21 protein-coding genes and 2 tRNA genes are annotated in these 19,632 nt (G+C 58.0%); 9 read left to right on the top strand and 14 right to left on the bottom strand.

From position 1 onward, the window contains the following. Nucleotides 1-33 precede the first annotated feature (33 nt). The 6 genes from upp to ACWF8S_RS07255 form a co-directional block, all read right to left on the bottom strand. Entirely contained in the window at nt 34-663 is a 630-nt protein-coding gene (gene upp, locus ACWF8S_RS07280) for a uracil phosphoribosyltransferase (protein WP_447556187.1), read from the bottom strand. Between the two features lie 79 nt (nt 664-742). After that, a complete protein-coding gene (gene ung, locus ACWF8S_RS07275; protein WP_447556186.1) occupies nt 743-1,426 on the bottom strand; it encodes a uracil-DNA glycosylase in 684 nt (227 codons plus the stop codon). A gap of 1 nt (nt 1,427) precedes the next feature. Further along, complete coding sequence (gene gpt / locus ACWF8S_RS07270) at nt 1,428-1,907, bottom strand: xanthine phosphoribosyltransferase (protein WP_447556185.1); 480 nt, start codon at nt 1,905-1,907, stop codon at nt 1,428-1,430. 8 nt (nt 1,908-1,915) lie between these two features. Further along, the gene (locus ACWF8S_RS07265; protein WP_447556184.1) at nt 1,916-2,461 is read right to left on the bottom strand and encodes an adenine phosphoribosyltransferase; all 546 of its coding nucleotides are present in this window, start codon (nt 2,459-2,461) and stop codon (nt 1,916-1,918) included. Nucleotides 2,462-2,499: 38 nt separating this feature from the next. Next, a complete protein-coding gene (locus tag ACWF8S_RS07260; protein ID WP_447556183.1) occupies nt 2,500-3,798 on the bottom strand; it encodes an NCS2 family permease in 1,299 nt (432 codons plus the stop codon). 275 nt (nt 3,799-4,073) lie between these two features. Next, a complete protein-coding gene (locus tag ACWF8S_RS07255) occupies nt 4,074-4,694 on the bottom strand; it encodes a riboflavin synthase subunit alpha (RefSeq protein WP_447556182.1) in 621 nt (206 codons plus the stop codon). 438 nt (nt 4,695-5,132) lie between these two features. Between ACWF8S_RS07255 and ACWF8S_RS07250 the strand changes: the two genes are divergently transcribed. The 4 genes from ACWF8S_RS07250 (at nt 5,133) to ACWF8S_RS07235 (ending at nt 8,263) form a co-directional block, all read left to right on the top strand. Continuing rightward, the gene (locus ACWF8S_RS07250; protein WP_447556180.1) at nt 5,133-6,176 is read left to right on the top strand and encodes a methionine ABC transporter ATP-binding protein; all 1,044 of its coding nucleotides are present in this window, start codon (nt 5,133-5,135) and stop codon (nt 6,174-6,176) included. Next, nucleotides 6,157-6,810 carry a methionine ABC transporter permease gene (locus tag ACWF8S_RS07245; RefSeq protein ID WP_447556179.1) on the top strand — a complete coding sequence of 218 codons (654 nt, stop codon included), beginning with the start codon at nt 6,157-6,159 and terminating at the stop codon, nt 6,808-6,810. Before ACWF8S_RS07250 ends, ACWF8S_RS07245 begins: the two co-directional genes overlap by 20 nt. Before the next feature lie 109 nt (nt 6,811-6,919). Continuing rightward, on the top strand, nt 6,920-7,714 hold the full coding sequence (locus ACWF8S_RS07240; protein ID WP_447556178.1) for a MetQ/NlpA family ABC transporter substrate-binding protein: 795 nt from the start codon (nt 6,920-6,922) through the stop codon (nt 7,712-7,714). A 72-nt stretch (nt 7,715-7,786) separates the two neighbouring features. After that, nucleotides 7,787-8,263: a GAF domain-containing protein gene (locus ACWF8S_RS07235; RefSeq protein WP_447556177.1), complete on the top strand. Its 477-nt coding sequence runs from the start codon at nt 7,787-7,789 to the stop codon at nt 8,261-8,263. Between the two features lie 65 nt (nt 8,264-8,328). On the opposite strand, the gene ACWF8S_RS07230 is transcribed toward ACWF8S_RS07235, so the two are convergent. Together ACWF8S_RS07230 and ACWF8S_RS07225 are read right to left on the bottom strand one after the other, a co-directional pair. Then, nucleotides 8,329-8,405 (bottom strand) — tRNA-Val (locus ACWF8S_RS07230). Nucleotides 8,406-8,441: 36 nt separating this feature from the next. After that, nucleotides 8,442-8,518: transfer RNA gene (locus ACWF8S_RS07225), tRNA-Val, on the bottom strand. A 168-nt stretch (nt 8,519-8,686) separates the two neighbouring features. Between ACWF8S_RS07225 and ACWF8S_RS07220 the strand changes: the two genes are divergently transcribed. Then, a complete protein-coding gene (locus ACWF8S_RS07220; protein ID WP_447556176.1) occupies nt 8,687-9,757 on the top strand; it encodes an endonuclease/exonuclease/phosphatase family protein in 1,071 nt (356 codons plus the stop codon). Nucleotides 9,758-9,776: 19 nt separating this feature from the next. On the opposite strand, the gene ACWF8S_RS07215 is transcribed toward ACWF8S_RS07220, so the two are convergent. Continuing rightward, nucleotides 9,777-11,153, bottom strand: coding sequence for a class II fumarate hydratase (locus tag ACWF8S_RS07215; protein WP_447556175.1), 1,377 nt, complete (start codon nt 11,151-11,153; stop codon nt 9,777-9,779). A 236-nt stretch (nt 11,154-11,389) separates the two neighbouring features. Here ACWF8S_RS07215 and ACWF8S_RS07210 point away from each other — a divergent pair, with 236 nt between their 5' ends. Continuing rightward, nucleotides 11,390-11,764, top strand: a complete 375-nt coding sequence (locus ACWF8S_RS07210; protein ID WP_447556174.1) for a phasin family protein — start codon at nt 11,390-11,392, stop codon at nt 11,762-11,764. Nucleotides 11,765-11,805: 41 nt separating this feature from the next. Here the strand turns inward: ACWF8S_RS07210 and hda are convergent, their stop codons facing one another. Together hda and ACWF8S_RS07200 are read right to left on the bottom strand one after the other, a co-directional pair. Then, complete coding sequence (gene hda, locus ACWF8S_RS07205; RefSeq protein WP_447556173.1) at nt 11,806-12,510, bottom strand: DnaA regulatory inactivator Hda; 705 nt, start codon at nt 12,508-12,510, stop codon at nt 11,806-11,808. Then, nucleotides 12,507-13,613, bottom strand: a complete 1,107-nt coding sequence (locus ACWF8S_RS07200; protein ID WP_447556172.1) for an AI-2E family transporter — start codon at nt 13,611-13,613, stop codon at nt 12,507-12,509. Before ACWF8S_RS07200 ends, hda begins: the two co-directional genes overlap by 4 nt. A 195-nt stretch (nt 13,614-13,808) precedes the next feature. On the opposite strand from ACWF8S_RS07200, the gene purM reads away from it, so the two are divergent. Both purM and purN read left to right on the top strand, forming a co-directional pair. Then, nucleotides 13,809-14,891 carry a phosphoribosylformylglycinamidine cyclo-ligase gene (gene purM, locus ACWF8S_RS07195; RefSeq protein ID WP_447556171.1) on the top strand — a complete coding sequence of 361 codons (1,083 nt, stop codon included), beginning with the start codon at nt 13,809-13,811 and terminating at the stop codon, nt 14,889-14,891. A 35-nt stretch (nt 14,892-14,926) separates the two neighbouring features. Beyond that, nucleotides 14,927-15,622: a phosphoribosylglycinamide formyltransferase gene (gene purN, locus ACWF8S_RS07190; protein WP_447556564.1), complete on the top strand. Its 696-nt coding sequence runs from the start codon at nt 14,927-14,929 to the stop codon at nt 15,620-15,622. Between the two features lie 76 nt (nt 15,623-15,698). On the opposite strand, the gene dcd is transcribed toward purN, so the two are convergent. The 3 genes from dcd to ACWF8S_RS07175 all read right to left on the bottom strand — a co-directional run bounded on the left by dcd (nt 15,699) and on the right by ACWF8S_RS07175 (nt 18,464). Beyond that, nucleotides 15,699-16,265 (bottom strand): dCTP deaminase, encoded by a 567-nt coding sequence (gene dcd / locus ACWF8S_RS07185; protein WP_447556170.1) that lies wholly within the window; start codon nt 16,263-16,265, stop codon nt 15,699-15,701. Nucleotides 16,266-16,276: 11 nt separating this feature from the next. Beyond that, the gene (gene apbC / locus ACWF8S_RS07180) at nt 16,277-17,092 is read right to left on the bottom strand and encodes an iron-sulfur cluster carrier protein ApbC (protein WP_447556169.1); all 816 of its coding nucleotides are present in this window, start codon (nt 17,090-17,092) and stop codon (nt 16,277-16,279) included. 106 nt (nt 17,093-17,198) lie between these two features. Further along, nucleotides 17,199-18,464 (bottom strand): kinesin, encoded by a 1,266-nt coding sequence (locus tag ACWF8S_RS07175; RefSeq protein WP_447556168.1) that lies wholly within the window; start codon nt 18,462-18,464, stop codon nt 17,199-17,201. 243 nt (nt 18,465-18,707) lie between these two features. Here ACWF8S_RS07175 and ACWF8S_RS07170 point away from each other — a divergent pair, with 243 nt between their 5' ends. Continuing rightward, nucleotides 18,708-19,607 (top strand): GGDEF domain-containing protein, encoded by a 900-nt coding sequence (locus tag ACWF8S_RS07170; RefSeq protein WP_447556167.1) that lies wholly within the window; start codon nt 18,708-18,710, stop codon nt 19,605-19,607. Nucleotides 19,608-19,632: the final 25 nt, after the last annotated feature.

Here is a 19,632-nt window from a genome sequence, read left to right as displayed (position 1 = left end):
GCAAGGCGCAAGGGGCATTGGAGGGCAACACGCTCAGCGTGTACCGAAGATCTTGTCGCCGGCATCGCCCAGGCCGGGAACGATATAGCCGTTCTCGTCGAGGCGCTCGTCGATGGATGCCGTATAGATCTCGACATCCGGATGGGCTTTCTGGACGCGTTCGATACCTTCCGGGGCCGCCACCAGCACAATCACCTTCATGCTGTCGCAACCGCGCTCGCGAAGCATGTCCAGAGTGGCCACCATCGAGCCGCCGGTTGCCAGCATCGGGTCGATGACGATCGCCATGCGCTCCTCGATATCGTTGGCGAACTTGGCGAAGTAAGGCACCGGCTCCAGCGTCTCTTCATCGCGATAAAGCCCGACCACGCTTACCCGGGCGCTGGGAATCAGGTCGGTGACGCCTTCGAGCATGCCAAGGCCGGCGCGAAGAATCGGCACCACCGTCACCTTCTTGCCTTTCAAACGACGCGTCGCGATGGGTTCGCCGTTCCAGCCTTCGATCTGATGATCTTCAAGCTCCAGGCCCTTGGTCGCTTCATATGTCAGAAGCTTGGCGACCTCCCCTGCCAGCTCGCGAAAGCTTTTGGTGCTCAGATCCACTTCCCGCATGAGGCCCAACTTGTGCTGGACTAGCGGATGATCAATGGCATAAACACTCATGGAACTACCTCATTGCAGGGTTAGGCGCGCTCAGCGGGCGCAAAATTGCGCGCTATTCTACCCGCAACCGCCTTCAAGGTTAAGGGGCGTCGGGCAATTGCCATTCAATTGGCGTACGGCCCTGCTCTTTCAGGAACTGATTGGCCTGAGAGAAGTGCCGGTTGCCCAGAAACCCCCGGTGCGCGGAAAGCGGCGATGGGTGGGGCGACTCCAGAACCAGGTGGCGCGACGTGTCGATGAGCGCCTTTTTCTGCCGCGCATGGCTGCCCCAGAGTAGAAAGACGCAGGGGCCGGCATGCTCGCTCACCGTTTCGATCGCGCGATCGGTAAAGCCTTCCCACCCTTTGCCCCGGTGGGAAGCCGCGTTTCCCTGCTCCACCGTCAAGGCGGTATTCAAAAGCAGCACGCCCTGGCTGGCCCAGGGCTCCAGAAAACCGTGATTGACCGGTTTGACTCCCAGATCGCTTTCAAGCTCTTTATAGATATTGACAAGCGACGGCGGCACCCTGACCTGGGGTTTGACCGAAAAGCAGAGCCCATGAGCCTGGTTCGGCCCGTGGTACGGATCCTGACCCAGGATCACCACCTTGACCCTGTCAAGCGGCGTCAGTTCAAAGGCACGAAACCAGTTGGACGAGTGCGGGTAAATGACCTTCTTCGCCGCTTTCTCTTCGGCCAGAAACACTTTCAGCGACGCCATGTAGTCGGTCTGAAATTCCTGTCCCAGCCACTGGCTCCAGTCCTTGGGTAGAGGATCCGTCATGTCATTTCTTCATCTGGTCCACAAGAGGTTCGACATAGGCGATGCCCATGTCCCAGGGAAATTGAATCCAGCAGTGCTGCCCCACTTCGGTCAGATACTGATCCACCAACGGGCGGCCCTCGGGCTTGGCGTAAATGGTCACGAAGTGCGCCTTAGGGAGCATTTCCCGCACTGAGCGGGCGGTCTTGCCCGTATCGACCAGATCGTCCACCAAAAGCCATCCCTCTCCATCATGATCCACGCCTTTCATGATGTCGAGGCCACCCTGGTCCATATGATCGTAGCTTTTGATACAGACGGTATCGATCAGACGAATATTGAGCTCCCGAGCGATCAGCGCAGCGGGAATCAGCCCTCCGCGGGTAATCGCCACGATCCCCTTGAAGTCGCGTTCGATAAGCTGATGACAAAGGGCTCGTACGTCGCGTTGAAGCTGGTCCCAGGAAACCGTGAAATGCTGATGATAGCGTTCGCTGCTCATAAGAGATGCTACTCGTCTTCGTTGAATGAACATACCGCGAATACGCTAAAGCCAGCGTCGCGAATTTTCCGGGAACCACCCAGCTCAGGTAGATCGATGATCGTCGATGTTTCGATCACTTGACCACCGCTGCGCTGAATCAGATTGGCGGCGGCCAGCATGGTACCGCCAGTGGCAATCAAGTCATCCATCAGCAGAATACGATCGTTTTTCTCGAAGGCATCGGCATGCAGCTCCACTTCGGAATGGCCATACTCCAGAGTGTAGGTTTCGCTGATGGTCTTGAACGGGAGCTTGCCCTTCTTGCGCACCGGCACGAAGCTACAACCCAGCTCATAAGCCAACGGCGCGCCGATGATGAAGCCCCGCGCGTCGATCGCCGCAATGGCATCCAGATCCATGTCCTGATAGCGGTGTACGAAACTATCGATCAGTTTGCGAAAGGCGGAGCTGTTTTGCAGCAAAGGGGTAATGTCACGAAAATTGACGCCCTTTTCAGGCCAGTCGGGAACCGTGCGAATAACGGACTTGATATAGTCGCCGTAGATGCTCATCGCGTCTCTCATTGGTTAATGCAAAGCCGGGCCAACGCCTAGCCGAAGAAGAAGAATTTAACTGCAAACAAGAGCCCCAGAACGACAACCGCCGGATTCAGGTCCTTGAACCGACCTGACAGCGTCTTGATACCCACGAAACTGATAAAGCCCAGGGCAATACCGTCGGCGATCGAGAACGTCAGCGGCATGGCCAGGGCGGCAATCAATACCGGAGCGGCGTCGGTGGGGTCTTCCCAGTTGGCATGGGCCAGGCTTCCCGCCATGAGCACCGCCACGTACAAAAGCGCGCCGGCGGTAGCGTAGGCCGGAATCGAGCCGGCCAGGGGCGCAAAAAACAGGCTGATCAAGAACAAGACACCCACGACCACAGCGGTCAGACCGGTGCGTCCGCCCGAGGCGATACCGGCCGTGGACTCAATGTAACTGGTGGTGGTCGAAGTACCCAGCACGGCACCGGACATGGAAGCGGTGCTGTCGGCCATCATGGCGCGACCGATGCGCGGAAGCTTGCCGTCCTTGTCCAAGAGCTTGCCGCGGTGGGCAACACCCACCAGCGTGCCCGAGGTATCGAAAAGATCCACGAACAAGAACGCAAAGATTACGCTGAGCATCGCCACATCCAGCGCGCCCATCAGATCCATGGCCATGAAGGTGGGCGCAATCGAGGGCGGCATGGACATCAGTCCGCCGTACTCGTTATGCCCCAGAACCATGGCCAGGACGGTGACGCCCAGAATGCCGATCATCACCGCGCCGGTGACGTTCAGATAAGCCAGGGCGGTAATCACGAAAAACCCCAGCAGCGCATAGATGGGCGCCGGCTGGGACAGATCTCCCAGTGACACGAGCGTTGCGGGGTTGGCAACCACGATACCGGCATTTTTCAGCGCGATCATCGCCAGAAAGAGGCCGATACCCGCGGCGATACCCAGGCGAAGCGACAGCGGAATGGAGTTGATGATCCATTCCCGGATCTTGAAGATGCTGAGCAAGAAGAAGGTCAGACCCGAGAGAAAGACCGCGCCCAGCGCCGTCTCCCAGGTGTAGCCCATCCCCAGCACTACCCCGTAGGTGAAAAAGGCGTTCAGCCCCATGCCCGGCGCCTGGGCGATCGGGTAATTGGCCCACAAGCCCATCACGAAACAGCCAATGGCCGCAGCAACGCAGGTGGCCACGAACACCGCACCGTAATCCATCCCCGCTTCCGATAAAATGCTCGGGTTCACGAAGATGATGTAAGCCATGGTCAAAAACGTGGTAATTCCGGCGATTACCTCGGTTTTGACGTTGGTCTTCTGCTCGGTGAGCTTGAAGTAGTTATCCAAACCTTTCATATCGTTTTTATCCCTGCGCCCCTGGATGCGAGAAAAGCCGCACATACTACCGAAAGCCCCTTTGCGATGCGAGGCTGACAACGCGCGACACACTAATGCGGGAGAACACCCGCCCTGACTATCTAGCAATCTTCAGGCCATGCCTTGACCATGTGGTCAGCTCGGCCGTTTTTTTATAATGTGGCTGCAAGTGTGTCGCTAACGTAAAAGTGGCATTAACACAGCGGCGCTTGAGAAAGGCCGCCGGGCAGCGTCACTTGTCACCGCCTGGCGCGTTAACCCCGCGCCGCCAGCATACGTTCTACCGTTTCCACGATCACCTGGGTTTGCGGGTCGATCTCGATATTTACCCGCGTCCCCGGCAAACGCTCTTTCAATACCGTTCGCGCGAGGGTCTCAGGGATAAGATTGACGCTGAATTCCACTCGCTGATCTTGGTGGCGAACATCTCCGATGGTCAGACTGATGCCGTCCACGCCAATGTAGCCTTTCTCGAACACGAACCGCCCAAGCGCGGCAGGCAACGAAAACCACAGCCGACGGTTGTTGGGCGCCTCATCGATGGCGACCACCTCGGCCATGGCAATGATATGGCCGGACATGGAGTGCCCGCCAATCTCATCACCAAAGCGTGCGGCGCGCTCTATATTAACGCACTCGCCCACGCCCAGTGCACCAAGATTGGTCAGTCTCAAGGTCTCGCGCATCAGATCGAAGCTGACCTTCTCTCCATCGAGGGCGGTCACGGTCAAGCACACGCCGTTATGGGAAACGGATGCACCAATATTCAGTCCCTGGCGCAATTCGGGCCCCAGCGCAACGACGTGGGTACGAAATTCCTCAAGCTCACGGATTTCGATGATCTCCGCGGTGCCCTGTACGATACCTGTAAACATCACTTTTCCTTCTGGCTGCCGGTCGATAGTCCTAGACGTCATGCATGAAACCATTATCGCCTTGAATGAGCGCGGAGCTAAAGAGCCGAGTCATTTTTATTGAATCGTCCCTTAAGTACGACCCAGGGCCTTGTTGAATGCCACTTGCTCATTCTTTCGCTTCACATCCGTACTGTTGCTGCAGATAGCCGCTCTCGAGCGCCATGCACGTTTAAAACACTTGCTTTAATTGACAAGCTGATGGGCTCTATTTAGACTTTCGGCGCAAATGTTTAGACGCCGATTTGTACCCAGATTGCGGGCGTCCACCAGCTGATGGCATGGTGAAGTGCAGCTAAAAGGGTGTGTCCAGCGTTGATGGCCACCCGTATGGGTGGCCTTTTTTTGTTTCAAGCCCCCCTCACTTCACGTCTTCAGCCTACGACTAAGGCAGACGCTATGATCGAACTTAGCAACGTCAGTAAAACCTACGGCAGCGGCGCTCGCGCGGTCCATGCCCTCAAGAACGTCAACCTCTCCATTCCCAAAGGGGCAATCCACGGTGTTATCGGGTTGTCCGGGGCAGGTAAATCGACGCTGATTCGCTGTGTCAACCTACTGGAGCGCCCCAGTACCGGCAGTGTACGGGTGGATGATCGCGAGATCACCACCTTGCGTCGCGCCGAGCTCAATCGGGCTCGTCACCGCATCGGCATGATCTTCCAGCACTTCAACCTGCTCACTACCCGTGCGGTGTTTGATAACGTTGCCCTGCCCCTTGAGCTGATGGGTGAAAAGCGCAGCGCCATCGAAACCCGCGTGACACCCTTGCTTGACATGGTCGGCCTGGCAGATAAAGCCACAATGTATCCAGCGCAGCTTTCCGGCGGGCAGAAACAGCGTGTCGCCATTGCCCGGGCGCTGGCCAGCAAGCCTCACGTATTGCTGTGTGACGAGGCGACCTCGGCACTGGACCCGCAAACCACCGGCTCCATTCTCGAACTTCTGCGCGATATCAATCAGCAGCTGGGCATCACTATATTGTTGATAACCCATGAGATGGAGGTGGTGAAATCGATTTGTCACCGCGTCAGCCTGATATCCAATGGTGAGCTGGTCGAAGACGCCGATGTAGGGGATTTCTTCACTGCCCCGCGCACCGCACTGGGTCGCGAATTTCTTAACGACTTTCTACAGCTCAGCCCACCCAAAGAGCTTACTGCACGCCTTGCAGACACCCCCGGCGCCACATCCCACCCCGTGGTGCGTCTGACGTTTTCTGGCGATTCGGTTTCCACCCCGCTGATTTCGCGTCTGGCCCGGGAGTGCGATGTGGATGTCAGCATCGTGCAGGCGAAGGTGGAATCCATTCAGGAGCGCACCTTGGGGTTGATGATTGCCGAACTGCTGGGCAGTCATGAGCAGACGCAACAAGCAATGGCTTATCTTGAAGCGCATCAACTACAGGTAGAGGTACTTGGCTATGTCCAGCGCAATGTTTGATCTCATTTTACAGGCGACGCTGGATACGCTTTACATGGTGGCCATCTCGGGTGTCATTTCAACACTTCTGGGCCTGCCTCTTGGCGTCATGCTCTACGTGACCCGCCCGCGCCAGATACTTGCGATGCCGGCGTTGAATCAAGTATTGAGCATCATCACCAATATCGGCCGCTCGATTCCCTTCATCATCCTGATGGTAGCGATCATTCCCTTCACGCGAATGCTGGTAGGCACCTCGATCGGCATCAATGCCGCCTCGGTGCCGCTGACGATTGCCGCGGTCCCGTTTGTCGCCCGACTGATCGAAGGCGCCTTCAACGAGCTCTCGCCCGGGCTTGTCGAGTCCGCTCAGTCCATGGGCGCCACGCCCTGGCAGATCATCTGCAAAGTGCTCATTCCCGAAGCCCGTGGCGGCATCATCACGGGGTTGACGATTACCGTGGTGACACTCGTAAGTTACTCGGCCATGGCGGGTGCCGTGGGCGGCGGCGGTCTGGGAGACCTGGGTATTCGCTACGGCTACAACCGTTTCAACCCCACCATCATGCTGATCACGGTAGTGATCCTGGTGGTGATGGTGCAGGGCTTTCAGAGCCTGGGCGACTACCTGGTACGTAAAAGCGACCGTAAATAGCGGCGCTGAATCGTCTGAGTCAATCACCCATATAACCAAAAAGCATTATCGAAATTTTTTTTATTGCTATAATGTTTTACCAACACGGCACGTCAACAGGAGAATGACCTTGAATAAACCGTTACTTGGCGGCCTGACCGCCTTGGCTCTGGCCATCAACGTGGCTAACGCTCAGGAAGCTCGCAGCATCCGGATGGGCACCGTGGCCGGCCCGGAAACCGAGGTGATGGAAGTCGCCGCGCGCATTGCCAAGCAGGAGTACAACCTCGACGTCGAAATCATCGAATTTACCGATTTCGTGACGCCCAACGTGGCGCTTGCCGATGGCAGCCTGGATGCCAACGCCTACCAGCACGAACCCTACCTGGAAACGATGAACAACGACCGGGGCTACGATCTGGTTGCTGCCGGCTACACCTTCGTTTACCCGATCGGCGCGTATTCGGAAAAATTCGACAGCATCGATGACCTGCCGGACGGCGCTCAAATCGCCCTGCCCAACGACCCGACCAACGAAGGTCGCGCGCTGATCCTGATGCACAACGAGGGCCTGATCACCCTGAACGATCCCGAGAACCTCGAAGCGACGCCGATCGATATCGCCGAGAATCCGCGCAAGTTCCGTTTCCGCGAAATCGAAGCCGCGCAGCTGCCGCGCGTACTGCCGGACGTGGACATGGCATTCATCAACAACACCTTCGCCCAACCCGCGGGGCTGAGTCTTGATGATGCACTGGTAAGAGAAGGCGCCGAGTCGCCCTACGTCAACCTGATTGCGGTAAGAAGCGGTGACGAAGAGCGCGAAGAGATTCGTCAGCTGGTCGACGCCTACCAGCGCGATGAAGTGATCGAAAAAGCGGAAGAACTGTTCCAGGGCGGCGCGGTGCCGGGCTGGGTCGAGTAACTCGCAAGAACACCCGTGATGTCACACCACAGGCTGGCCGTATGGCTGGCCTGCTTTTTTAGGGGGTAATACATGGCCTTCGTTGACTATGCCTTGCTAAACCGCCAGCTCGAGGCACTGCTCGATACCCGCGACTGGTTGACCAATACCGCTCAGACCAGCGCCTTTATCATGCAGGCACTCGAATCGCTCAACTGGGTGGGCTTCTACCTGCAGCGCGATCCCGATATGCTGAGCCTGGGTCCTTTTCAGGGCAATCCCGCCTGCAACCCGATTCCATTCAGTAAAGGCGTCTGCGGCGCGGCGGCGCGTACCCAGACTACCCAGCGCGTGGACGACGTTCACGCTGTGGCAGATCACATCGCCTGCGACGCCGCCTCGCAATCAGAGCTTGTCGTCCCCATCGTCATCGAAGGCGTCGTCTGGGGCGTACTGGATATCGACAGTCCCGAACTTGCCCGCTTCAGCCAGCAGGACCAGACCGGCATCGAGGCCCTGGTGAAGACGTTCATTCGCCAAACGGACTTTCCCGGTTCAGCTGGCGCCTAGCACGTAAAAACGGCAGACATGAAAAAATGCCCCGAGCATGAGCTCGGGGCATTTTCTTGAATTCTTGGTAGGACCAGGCGGATTTGAACCGCCGACCTCCACGATGTCAACGTGGCGCTCTAACCAACTGAGCTATGGTCCTTCAGACAAGTACTTTCACACAAACTTTCGCACAATATGGTAGGACCAGGCGGATTTGAACCGCCGACCTCCACGATGTCAACGTGGCGCTCTAACCAACTGAGCTATGGTCCTTCATTGCGGTGCGTATTTTACGTCTTCAGAGTTTAATTGCAACCGATTTTTTTATCTGATGCTTTTTATAGGGTATTGAAAAGAAAGTTCTCTTTTACATCGACACGCCTTTCACAAGCCAGCTAAGCTAACACGAAGACTGAATTATCCTATGTTAAGGAGGTTGATTTGCTTGGGCCCTTGCTTGGCGCCGTTGCGACGCTGCTCTTTCTTGCCACCCTTATCGCCCGTATTCCCCTTCGCTGGTGGTTTATCCGCAGCTTCGAGTTCCCGCGCGTCCAGATCGCCTCCATCGCCCTGCTCAACGCGGTGGCCGTTTTCCTTCTCCTGGAGCCCGGGCTCTGGCGCTCGCTCGCCGGCATTCTCTCCCTCATCAGCCTGATGATTCAGGTAGGTTACATTCTACCCTGGACAAGAGTCTGGCCTGTCGAGGTCAAGTCGGCCAAGAGCCCGCCGGATGAGCAGACCATTACGCTGCTGATCGCCAACGTGCTGACCCCCAATCATAACGCCCGTAAACTCACGGAAATGATCAAGGCGAGCCAGCCGGACATCGTGCTTACGCTGGAATCCGATGAGTGGTGGCAGCAGCACCTGGACGAAGCCCTGGATGAACAATGGCCTTACAGCGTCAAGATCCCGCTGGACAATCTGTACGGAATGCACCTTTATTCGCGCCTGGAGCTCGACCAGACCCAGATCAAATGGCTGATTCAGGAGGATATTCCGTCGATTCATACCTTCGTGACCCTGAAAAGCGGCGCCAAGATTCGTCTTTACGCGGTACATCCACGCCCTCCTGCGCCAAGCGAGAGCGACAAGTCACTTTGGCGGGACGCCGAGCTTTTATGGGTGGGCAAGGAAATTCACGAACACCCGAAAGCGACGCTTGTGGCGGGGGATTTGAACGATGTGGCCTGGTCGGGCACCACGCGGCGCTTTTGCCGCGTGGGCGGAATGCTCGACCCGCGCCGCGGGCGCGGCATGTTCAGCACCTTTCACGCCAGCTATCCGATGCTTCGCTGGCCGCTGGATCATATCTTTGTCACCGAACACTTTACATTGGTGAACATGAAGCGCCTGGAAGCCTTCGGCTCGGACCACTTCCCTATTCTGGCGCGTTTTTGCTATCGGCCTTCTCGACAAGACGAGCAGGAAACGCCCGAGGCAAGCGAACAAGAGCGGGAAGAAGCGGATGAAACCATTCGCGAAGGGCAGACGGAAAAGCAGGAGCGCTGATCCGCCTTGCCCACAGGGCTTACTCGGGTACGCCGCCCCTGGTCAGCACGGCCGGGTCCAGCAGCCGCTCCAGGGTAGCGCGGTCCAGATCGGTCTCTTCTTCGGCGACATCGATGATCGGCCGGCCGGCCTGATACGCCTTTTTGGCCACTGCTGCCGCTGCGTTGTAGCCGATGGTACTGTTCAGCGCGGTTACCAATATGGGGTTACGCGCCAGCGGCTCCTGAAGGTGATCCTCACGTACCTTGAACGTCGCGATGGCACGCTTGGCAAGCAGGTCAGCGGTGTTGCTCATCAGGGTGATCGAGCTTAGCAGGTTCGAGGCAACCAGCGGCAGCATCACGTTGAGCTGGAAGTTGCCACTCTGGCCCGCTACGGTAATCGCCGTATCCAGGCCGATAACCTGAGCGGCAGCCTGGGCGGCGGATTCAGGAATCACCGGGTTGACCTTGCCCGGCATGATCGAGCTGCCCGGCTGAAGCGCCTCGAGCTCGATTTCACCAAGCCCTGCCAGCGGCCCCGAGTTCATCCAGCGCAGATCATTGGCGATCTTCATGACGACACAGGCAAACCCTTTCAACTGGCCGGAGAGTTCGACAGCGGCGTCCTGGCTTGAAAGGCTGGCAAAAAAGCTGTCGTTGGGTGAGAAGCTCAGCCCGGTCTGCCGGCTCAATTCACTGGCCATCTTCTCGGCAAAGCCTTCAGGAGCATTGATGCCCGTGCCTACGGCAGTGCCCCCTTGGGCAAGGCGCTGCAGGCGCTGCATGGCACTGTCAAAGCGTTCGATGGCCTGTCCTACCTGACTCGACCAGGCGCCCAGCTCCTGGTCCATCCGCAGGGGCATGGCGTCCATCAGGTGGGTTCGGCCGGTCTTCACTACGTCCTTGAGTTCATTGGCGCGCTGATCGATGGTGTCGCGCAGCGTCACCAGCGCCGGGCGCAGCGACTCGTTCACGGCAATGGCGGCCGCCACGTGAATGGCGCTGGGAATCACGTCGTTGCTCGACTGGCCCATGTTCACATGATCGTTGGGTGTGACCTCCACCCCCTCACGTGAGGCAAGCGTTGCCAGCACTTCGTTGACGTTCATGTTGGTCGAGGTACCCGAACCGGTCTGGTAGACATCGATGGGAAACTGATCATCGTGTTCACCATTGATGACCGACTGGGCGGCCCTTTCAATTGCCTGGGCCCGCTCTTTATCCAGAAGGCCAAGCTCCAGATTGCAGCGAGCCGCGGCCAGCTTGATACGTGCCACCGCATGCACGAAGGCCGTCGGCATGGGGGTGCTGGAGACCGGAAAGTTATTGATGGCCCGCTGCGTTTGGGCGCCATAAAGTGCGCTTGCCGGCACCTCAAGCTCTCCCATGCTGTCGCGCTCGATACGTGTTTCCATACGATGACTCCTTTTACTCGACCGATGTCCGCGCATTTAGCGCGGCTACCTGATTCACCCTAGTCGTCGATACCGCCAAGGACAACATGACGTCCTGATATATTGCCCCGGTAAACCCGTTGAAGCGCCCTTGACCTGCAAAGCATCGAGATTGCAGCACACACACCGCCTTGCTATGCTGCAACGCAGCACAGCCTACTCATAAGCACTCAACCAGATTCCCCGGAGAGATCACCATGACCACCTTCAACAACTCACCCTTGGGTGAACAGTTTCAGCAGCTTTTCATGGCTCCCATGCAGACATTTGCCGCGCTTGGCGTGGATGCTTCTGAAAGGATGTTCAACGCACAGCTAGAGGCGCAAAAGGCTTACGCTGACATTGGCATTGAACAGGCGCGTAAACTGATGGAGGTCAAGGACGCCGAAGCGCTTCGTGACTACATGGAAGGTCAGCAGCGGGTCGCCAAGCAGGTTGTCGAGCGGGTCAAGGGGAACGCCGATACAGTTGCCTCTATCCAGCGCGACTTTTTCCAGAAAAGCCAGAAGCTGACCGAGCAGAACGTGCAAAAAGCGCGGCAGGCGGCTCAACAGATGGGCCATCAGGGCTGAGCAATTATCCCATCACCAAGCTTTCCAGAAGGCGTTCGGCGCTACCAGTAAAGCGCCGATTTGACAAAGGGAATGGTGAGTTTTCGCTTGGCGGAAAGCGTGGCCTGATCCAGCGTGTCCAGCGCCTTGCAAAGCTCGCCAAGCTCTCTTGGACCACGGTGAAGAATATAACGCGCCACATCGTCGGGCAGTTCCATTCCCCGGGCGCGGGCGCGCAGTTTAAGAGCCTCCAGTCGGCCCGCGTCATCCAGGGAGCGCAGGTGGTATGTAACCCCCCAGCTCAAGCGCGAAGCCAGATCGGAAAGCGCGACGTTAAGCTGACGCGGCGGTGCGCTTGCCGTGATGATCAAGCCTTTATTGGCATCGCGCAGCCGGTTGAAGGCGTGAAAGAGCGCCTCCTCCCAGCGCTTGCGACCGATAACGCATTCCAGATCGTCAATGGCGACCAGATCCAGACGCTCGATATCCTCCAGCATCAAGGGGGGAAAGTGTCCCAGATCCGCAAGCGGAAGATAAAGGGCACGCTTATCGCTGTCGGAGGCCGCATGGCAGGCGGCCTGCAGCAAATGGCTACGCCCGCTGTTGGGGGCGCCCCAAAGATAGATGAAAGGCTCGGCCTGGGGGGTGAGCTGGCGGGTCAGCGACTCAAGAAGCGAGGCGTTGGCGCTTGAAGCAAAGTAGTTGCCAAACGTTGCGTCGTCACGAAGCCCCACACCTAGCGGTAGCTGAGCCGGTACTCTGCTCATGGAATCTCCCTGTCTTTGTAATGGTCGAGCCGGTGAATGGGCTCCGCATTGACCAGCGGATCCTCGCCGTAAAGCTCGCTCTTTTTATAGCGATCGATCACCTCGCGCAGGAGCACCATGATAACCGCCGCTGCTGGAAGCGCTAATAGTACGCCAGTGAATCCAAAAAGACTGCCCCCGGCCAGCACGGCAAAGATGACCGCTACCGGGTGAAGACCAATTTTATCGCCCAGCAATTTGGGTTGTAATACAACGCTTTCCGCAACTTGTCCAACGCTGAATACCGCAAGCACGCCCAAAAGCCCCCACCAGGTATCGAACTGGAAGAACGCCACGATCAGCGCCACCCCCAGCCCCACGATAAATCCTAAAAAAGGCACGATGCTGACCAGTCCCGATACCACGCCGATCAACAAGCCAAAATTGAGCCCCATCAGCGTAAGCCCTACGGCGTAAATAACACCCAGACAGAGCATGACCAGAAGCTGGCCGCGCAGGAAAGCGGCGAGTACCTCGTCGCAGCGTTTGGCAAGCCTTGCGGTATCGCTCGCCCAGTGACGTGGAATAAGCGCTGCGATGTTGCCAAGCAATCGGTCCCAGTCCAGCAGCAGATAGAAAGTGACCACGGGGATCAGCGCCACGTAGGTAATCCAGGTGATGAATGCAGCCCCGGAGCGCCCAATCTGTCCCAGCGCCTGGGCCACATAGCCCCCGGCATCCCGCCAGTTTTCGGCAAGTGTAGCCTGCAAGTTGCCAAGTTCAGAGCGGACATCGTAGCCGGTCCATTCCAATATCTGGGGCGCCAGACGATTCTCCACCCAGGTAAAGACGTTGGGCAGTATTTCACCGAGCTGTTTGATTTGCTGAACGATCAGCGGTATCAAAATCAAAAGCGCCAGCGCCAGGATCAAAAACAGCGCCACGAAAACACTGGCCACGGCAAAGGGCCGCCTCATTCCCCAGTGCTGGAGCTTGTTGGCCACGGGATCCACCAGGTAGGCCAGGATCATTCCGGCGATAAACGGCATCAATACCGAATCCAGCAGGTAGACAAAGCCCACCAGCACTACCAACAGCACTATTCCCCACCAAGAGTTGCGCATGCGATCTCGCCTTTGAAGCCGTGGCCATATGGCCAGTTGAATCCCGGTTGACCGCCTAAGGTAACGCGTCTTGCGAGATAACTCGACACGCCGATGCGGCAATGATTACCAAATGGTACAATCCGCCCGATTATTTACCAGCACCGGCCACACGCCCTCCTATCCCGTACTGCCATAGGCTCTAAAGGACCTGTCATGACCCAGACAACCCCTTCTCAGGCTTCCCCTTCACTTAGCTACAAGGATGCCGGGGTCGATATCGATGCCGGCAACGCTTTGGTTGAGCGCATCAAGCACGTCGCCAAACGCACGACGCGCCCTGAGGTGATGGGCGGGCTCGGCGGGTTCGGGGCGCTCAGCGAGCTGCCAGCGGGCTACAGCCAGCCGGTGCTGGTGACAGGTACCGACGGGGTAGGCACGAAACTTCGTCTGGCGATGGACCTTGGCAAGCACGACACCATCGGTATCGACCTGGTGGCCATGTGCGTCAACGATCTCATCGTGGCGGGGGCCGAGCCGTTTCTGTTTCTCGATTACTACGCAACCGGCAAGCTCGATGTGGATATCGCCGCGGATGTGGTGACCGGCATCGGCGCGGGCTGCGAGCAGGCGGGCTGCGCGCTGGTCGGCGGTGAAACGGCAGAGATGCCGGGCATGTACGAAGGCAGCGACTACGACCTGGCAGGCTTTTGTGTCGGCGTGGTCGAAAAGGCCAAGATCCTGGACGGCAGCCAGGTGGCGCAGGGTGATGTTCTTCTTGGCCTGGCCTCCTCCGGCCCCCACTCCAACGGCTACTCGTTGATCCGCAAGATCCTCGAGGTGAACGCGTCGTCGCTGGAGGAAACCCTGGATGGCGTGACTCTGGGCGATGCACTGATGGCGCCTACCCGCATCTACGTGAAACCACTTCTGGCGATGATGCGCGAAACCGACCTGGCGGTCCACGCCTTGTCGCATATCACCGGCGGCGGCCTTCTGGAGAACATTCCTCGCGTATTGCCGGATGATCTTGCCGCGCGCATCGACGTGAGCACCTGGCAGCGCCCGGCCGTGTTCAACTGGCTGCAGGCCAAGGGCAATGTCAGCGAAGTGGAAATGCATCGGGTGCTCAACTGCGGTATCGGCATGGTCGTCGTGGTGCCTGAAGCGCAAGCCGACGAGGCGGCAAGCTACCTGCAAAACCAGGGGGAAACCGTCTACCGCATCGGCGAGATCGTCGAGCGCAATGAAGAAGCCGTGCTTCTGGAAAACCCGGGTTCTGGAGCCACCAAGTCGTGAATAGTGACGAGTACGCAAGCGATACCCTGAACGACATGACCCCGGAGCCGGTGGATCAGCGTCGCATCGTAGTGTTGATCTCGGGCAGCGGCAGCAATCTGGCGGCGCTGATCGAGGCGCAGGAACACGACCGACTGGGCGGTCACATCGTCGCGGTGATCTCCAATGAACCCGGCGCGTATGGTCTCAAACGCGCACACGCTGCGGGTATCGAAGCCGTGGCCCTCCCCCACCGGGAGTATGAAAGTCGCGACGCCTACGACGGTGCGCTGATCAAGGTGATCGAGCGTCACGAGCCGGACCTCATCGTGCTGGCGGGCTTCATGCGTATCCTGACCCCGCGCTTTGTACAACGCTTTCTGGGCAAGATGCTCAATATCCATCCGTCGCTGTTGCCCGCCTACCAGGGGCTTGACACCCATGCCCGGGCGCTGGCCGACAGCGCCACGGAACACGGCTGCAGCGTGCACTTCGTCACCGAAGAGCTCGACGGCGGCCCGGTAATACTTCAGGCCGAGTGCCGCATCAGCGAAAGCGATACCGCCGAGAGCCTGAAGGAGAAGGTACACGCCCGCGAGCACTTGATCCTGCCCATTGCCGTGCAATGGTATCTACAGGGCCGGCTCCATTATAGCGACGACAGGGTCACCATCGACGGCCAGCCCCTGCCGCCCCAGGGCATGCGCCTTTCCCATGCCGACGCCGCAGAAGAGCTGGACGAAGACCTCTAGGGTGCAGCCAAGGCCTGCCCATGAAAAAGCGCGCCGATTGTGGCGCGCTTTTTTCTTGAAGGGCGTTCGGTGACGTTCAGGTACGCGGAAGCGTCACACCGCGCTGGCCCATGTATTTACCGCCGCGATCCTTGTAGGAAGTTTCGCACTCCTCATCGGCACCGAGAAAGAGCATTTGTGCCACGCCTTCGTGTGCGTAGATCTTGGCGGGCAGGTTCGTGGTATTGGAAAACTCCAGCGTCACGTGACCTTCCCACTCCGGCTCAAGCGGCGTCACGTTGACGATGATACCGCAGCGCGCATAGGTGGATTTACCCAGACAGATAGTGAGCACGTTACGAGGGATACGAAAGTACTCCACGGTGCGCGCCAAGGCGAAGGAGTTCGGGGGAATGATGCATACATCGCCTTTCACATCCACAAAGCTCTTCTCATCGAACGCCTTGGGGTCGACGATAGCCGAATGGATGTTGGTGAAGACCTTGAACTCGTCCGAGCAGCGCACGTCGTAGCCGTAGCTCGATGTGCCGTAGGAGATCACCCGCTGGTCGTTGACATGACGCACCTGGCCAGGCTCGAACGGCTCGATCATGGCCTCGTTTTGCGCCATACGGCGGATCCACTTGTCAGACTGAATACTCATTGGCTTACTTATCACTCACTAAAGGAAATCGTGGGGCCGCTCTGGTTCGTACCCCTCACCGTACCCGCTACCTGCCGGGCGATATCGGCAAACGTCTGGCTTTCAGCACTATCGGGGCTGGAAACCACGCTTGGCGTGCCGGAATCCGCCAGCTCGCGAATGGCAAGCGTCAGCGGCAAGCGCCCAAGCAGTTGGGTATTATACTCGCTGGCGATGCGCTCGCCCCCACCGGTGCCGAAAATGGCCGCTTCATGACCGCAGCTTTCGCACTTGTAAAGGCTCATGTTCTCGACCACGCCCACTACCGGCACGTTGACCTTACGGAACATCTCGATGCCCTTACGCGCGTCGAGCAGCGCGATATCCTGGGGGGTCGTCACGATTACCGCACCGGATACCGGCACTTTCTGGGCAAGGGTGAGCTGGATGTCACCAGTGCCCGGCGGCATGTCGATCAGCAGAAAATCGAGCTCGCCCCACTCGGTCTGGTTGAGCATCTGCTGGAAAGCGCCCACGACCATCGGGCCGCGCCACGCCATGGCATCGCGGCTGTTGACCAAAAAGGCCATCGACATCGCCTTGAGACCATGGGCCTCCAAAGGTTTGAAAGCGTTTTCGCCCGCGGGCTCGGGGCGCGTACCCTCTTTGACACCGAGCATTTGGGCCTGGCTCGGGCCGTAGATATCGGCGTCGAGAACGCCCACGCGATAGCCCTGGGCGGAAAGCGCCAGCGCCAGATTGACAGTGACGGTGGATTTCCCTACGCCGCCCTTACCGGATGCTACCGCGACAATGTGCTTGATCCCTTCCATTACGCGCTCCTTCACATGGCGTCTAGTTGACTAAATCATACGCGCTGGGGCCGCATTCATAAACTCGGAACATGAAAAAGCGGGTACAGCCTTCGCTGTACCCGCTTCAAAATGACAGGGCCTAGTTGCTGGCCTGACTACTGGGCTGACTGCTCTCGTGCTCGTCATCGTTGGCACTTTCGCCGCCTTGATTCGGCTGGCCCTGGCCTTGTGGACGTGAACCTGCCTGACCAGCATCCTGCTGGGATTGACCTTGTTGGGGTTGATCCTGTTGAGACGCGTCCTGAGATTCCTGATCCTGCTGGTTCTGATCCTGCTGGGACTCATTCTGGCTTGAAGAACCCTCGCCGGCAAGATTGGGCACTTCATCTTCAGCGACGTCATCTACCTCGCCCAGACGTTGATCGAGCGCCGAGAGCTCGCTGCGCCAGTCGCTGAGCTGGGACTCCAGGCGCTCGAGCTGCTCTTCACGGGTTTCGATATCGCTTTCGACGCTTGAAAGCTCTTCGCGGCCGATATCCAGCGCCACCATCAGGTCGTCCATTTCGCTGCGCACCTGAGTCAGGCTCTGCTCCTGCTCTTCGCGTTGCTGGCTGAGAGAATCGATGTTCGTCTGCAGTTCATCGCGCTCGCTGCTGGCCGTTTCGCGCTGGCTTTCCAACTGATCCAGCTCTTCCTGGGCAGTACTGATCTCTTCTTCGATGCTGGAGACGCGTTCGTTGGCCTCGCTTACCTGTGATTCCAGCGAATCAAGCTCCTCCTGGGCTTCGGTCTGCTCATCGAGAGCTTGCTGGCGCTCCTGCTCGGCCTGCTGACGGGCAGTTTCAGCTTCCTGGCGTGCCTCTTCGGCACTCTGGCGGGCCTGTTCGATCTGATCCAGCGAGGACTGCGCTTCGTCCCGTTCTGTGACGGCTTCATCACGCTCGTCGCGAAGCGACTGCATGTTGCTCTGCGCGCTTTCAAGCTCCTGCGTAAGATTATCCACCTCTTCCTGCAACGCGTCGCGCTCGTTCTGAAGCTCCTCAAGGCGCGGCTGAATAGCGTCTATTTCCTGCTGAGCCGACTGCAGATTCTCCTGCGCCTGCGCCTGTTGCTGTTCAAGTGCAGTGATCTCTTCGCGCATGCTGGCCAGGTCGGTCTCTGCCTGCTCGATTTCGCTGACCCGCTGACTCAGACGGCGATTCTGCTGCTCGGTGGCTGCAAGATCGCTTTCAAGCGCATCGATACGGTCGCGGTGAGTACCCGCATTGGACTGCGCCATGATGGCCCAGATAACCGCAATGGCCGCAATACCGGCAATCGCTTTGACCCGGTTATCTCTGAAAAGCTCTTTCGTGCTGAGTTTGCGAGCGGAAGATTGATGATCCAGCTGATTGTCGTCTGCCATAATCCGTCCCTGAAGAAATTGTTTATATTCAAAAAAGTAGTTAACTTCCCCTCAGCGCGCCAGTATTTCCCTGAAAATGCTTTTTTAGTTGAAATACGTATCTAAACAAGCGACAAGTTATGCCAATAAAGTATAAGAAATGGCAGCAACTATCGGTAAACACTTACATCGCCCCACGGGATTAAACGCTACTCTACTGTTTTTCTTTTCACCATTTCCAACGCTACCCATGTGGAATCGCGCATGCTCGTGAACGATAAACCGCTGACGCCGCTGAGCGCTGACTATCTTCTACCCCATCTACCGGGAGTGATCTTTCAGCTTCATCGCTCGTCCATGGGTACACTGCGCTTTACCTACCTGGAAGGCGGGGGCACCATACTGGATTGCATGGACCGCGTAGCGCTGGCCGACAACGCCAACTCCTCCATTGCACAGCTTACCGGCGAGCACTGGCCCGTGGTAAGCGCTGCCATCGAGCGCTCCGCACGCTGGATGATTCCCCTGTCTACCCGTTTCAAGCTTTCTCACCCATTGCGCAAGACATGCTGGATCGGGGTCAGCGCCATTCCGGAGCGCACGGCACATGGGGTGAGCTTGAACGGTATCATGATGGATATTACCGGACAGGTGGTAAACGAGAAGCGTCTGGAAAAACGCAGTTATACAGACGTGCTTACCGGTATTCCCAACCGTCGTAAACTCATGATGGAGCTCAACCGCCTGGCCCTGGCCAGCCGGCACGAAGCCAAGCCCTTATCCGTCATGATGATCGATGTGGACTATTTCAAGAAACTGAACGACCGTTTCGGTCACGCCGTGGGTGACGAAATCCTCAAGGCGCTGGCCACCCAGACCAAAGCGCTCTTGCGAGAAAGCGACATGCTGGCGCGGCTGGGGGGCGAGGAATTTGTGGTGATCGCCCCGCGTACACCGCTTAACCAATGCCACCGCTTTGCCAACCGGGTACGCGATGCCATCGCCCGGCTCGACCTGGGCACCGGAGTGGGCGAGGTAACGGTGAGTATCGGGGTTGCCGAATACCGTCCGCATGAAGCGCTAACGACGCTACTCAAGCGCGCCGACAAGGCCCTGTATCGCGCCAAGGACACCGGGCGTGACTGCGTATACCACATTGTCTAGCCGATAACCGCTTCCCCTCGAGGTA

This window comes from Vreelandella xerophytica, from assembly GCF_968048975.1.
The sequence above is the reverse complement of the archived record's forward strand: the minus strand, read 5'-3'. Positions and strand labels throughout refer to the sequence as shown.

Excerpts from the sequence above, each read along its gene's own strand:
- ACWF8S_RS07170 (WP_447556167.1), top strand. The coding sequence starts at position 18,708 with ATGCTCGTGAACGATAAACCGCTGACGCCGCTGAGCGCTGACTATCTT.
- ACWF8S_RS07255 (WP_447556182.1), bottom strand. The coding sequence starts at position 4,694 with ATGTTTACAGGTATCGTACAGGGCACCGCGGAGATCATCGAAATCCGT.
- hda (WP_447556173.1), bottom strand. The coding sequence starts at position 12,510 with ATGAGCAGAGTACCGGCTCAGCTACCGCTAGGTGTGGGGCTTCGTGAC.
- ACWF8S_RS07245 (WP_447556179.1), top strand. The coding sequence starts at position 6,157 with ATGTCCAGCGCAATGTTTGATCTCATTTTACAGGCGACGCTGGATACG.
- purM (WP_447556171.1), top strand. The coding sequence starts at position 13,809 with ATGACCCAGACAACCCCTTCTCAGGCTTCCCCTTCACTTAGCTACAAG.
- ACWF8S_RS07235 (WP_447556177.1), top strand. The coding sequence starts at position 7,787 with ATGGCCTTCGTTGACTATGCCTTGCTAAACCGCCAGCTCGAGGCACTG.
- purN (WP_447556564.1), top strand. The coding sequence starts at position 14,927 with ATGACCCCGGAGCCGGTGGATCAGCGTCGCATCGTAGTGTTGATCTCG.
- ACWF8S_RS07210 (WP_447556174.1), top strand. The coding sequence starts at position 11,390 with ATGACCACCTTCAACAACTCACCCTTGGGTGAACAGTTTCAGCAGCTT.
- ACWF8S_RS07215 (WP_447556175.1), bottom strand. The coding sequence starts at position 11,153 with ATGGAAACACGTATCGAGCGCGACAGCATGGGAGAGCTTGAGGTGCCG.
- gpt (WP_447556185.1), bottom strand. The coding sequence starts at position 1,907 with ATGAGCAGCGAACGCTATCATCAGCATTTCACGGTTTCCTGGGACCAG.
- ACWF8S_RS07250 (WP_447556180.1), top strand. The coding sequence starts at position 5,133 with ATGATCGAACTTAGCAACGTCAGTAAAACCTACGGCAGCGGCGCTCGC.
- ACWF8S_RS07260 (WP_447556183.1), bottom strand. The coding sequence starts at position 3,798 with ATGAAAGGTTTGGATAACTACTTCAAGCTCACCGAGCAGAAGACCAAC.
- upp (WP_447556187.1), bottom strand. The coding sequence starts at position 663 with ATGAGTGTTTATGCCATTGATCATCCGCTAGTCCAGCACAAGTTGGGC.
- ACWF8S_RS07265 (WP_447556184.1), bottom strand. The coding sequence starts at position 2,461 with ATGAGCATCTACGGCGACTATATCAAGTCCGTTATTCGCACGGTTCCC.
- ACWF8S_RS07200 (WP_447556172.1), bottom strand. The coding sequence starts at position 13,613 with ATGCGCAACTCTTGGTGGGGAATAGTGCTGTTGGTAGTGCTGGTGGGC.
- ung (WP_447556186.1), bottom strand. The coding sequence starts at position 1,426 with ATGACGGATCCTCTACCCAAGGACTGGAGCCAGTGGCTGGGACAGGAA.
- dcd (WP_447556170.1), bottom strand. The coding sequence starts at position 16,265 with ATGAGTATTCAGTCTGACAAGTGGATCCGCCGTATGGCGCAAAACGAG.
- ACWF8S_RS07175 (WP_447556168.1), bottom strand. The coding sequence starts at position 18,464 with ATGGCAGACGACAATCAGCTGGATCATCAATCTTCCGCTCGCAAACTC.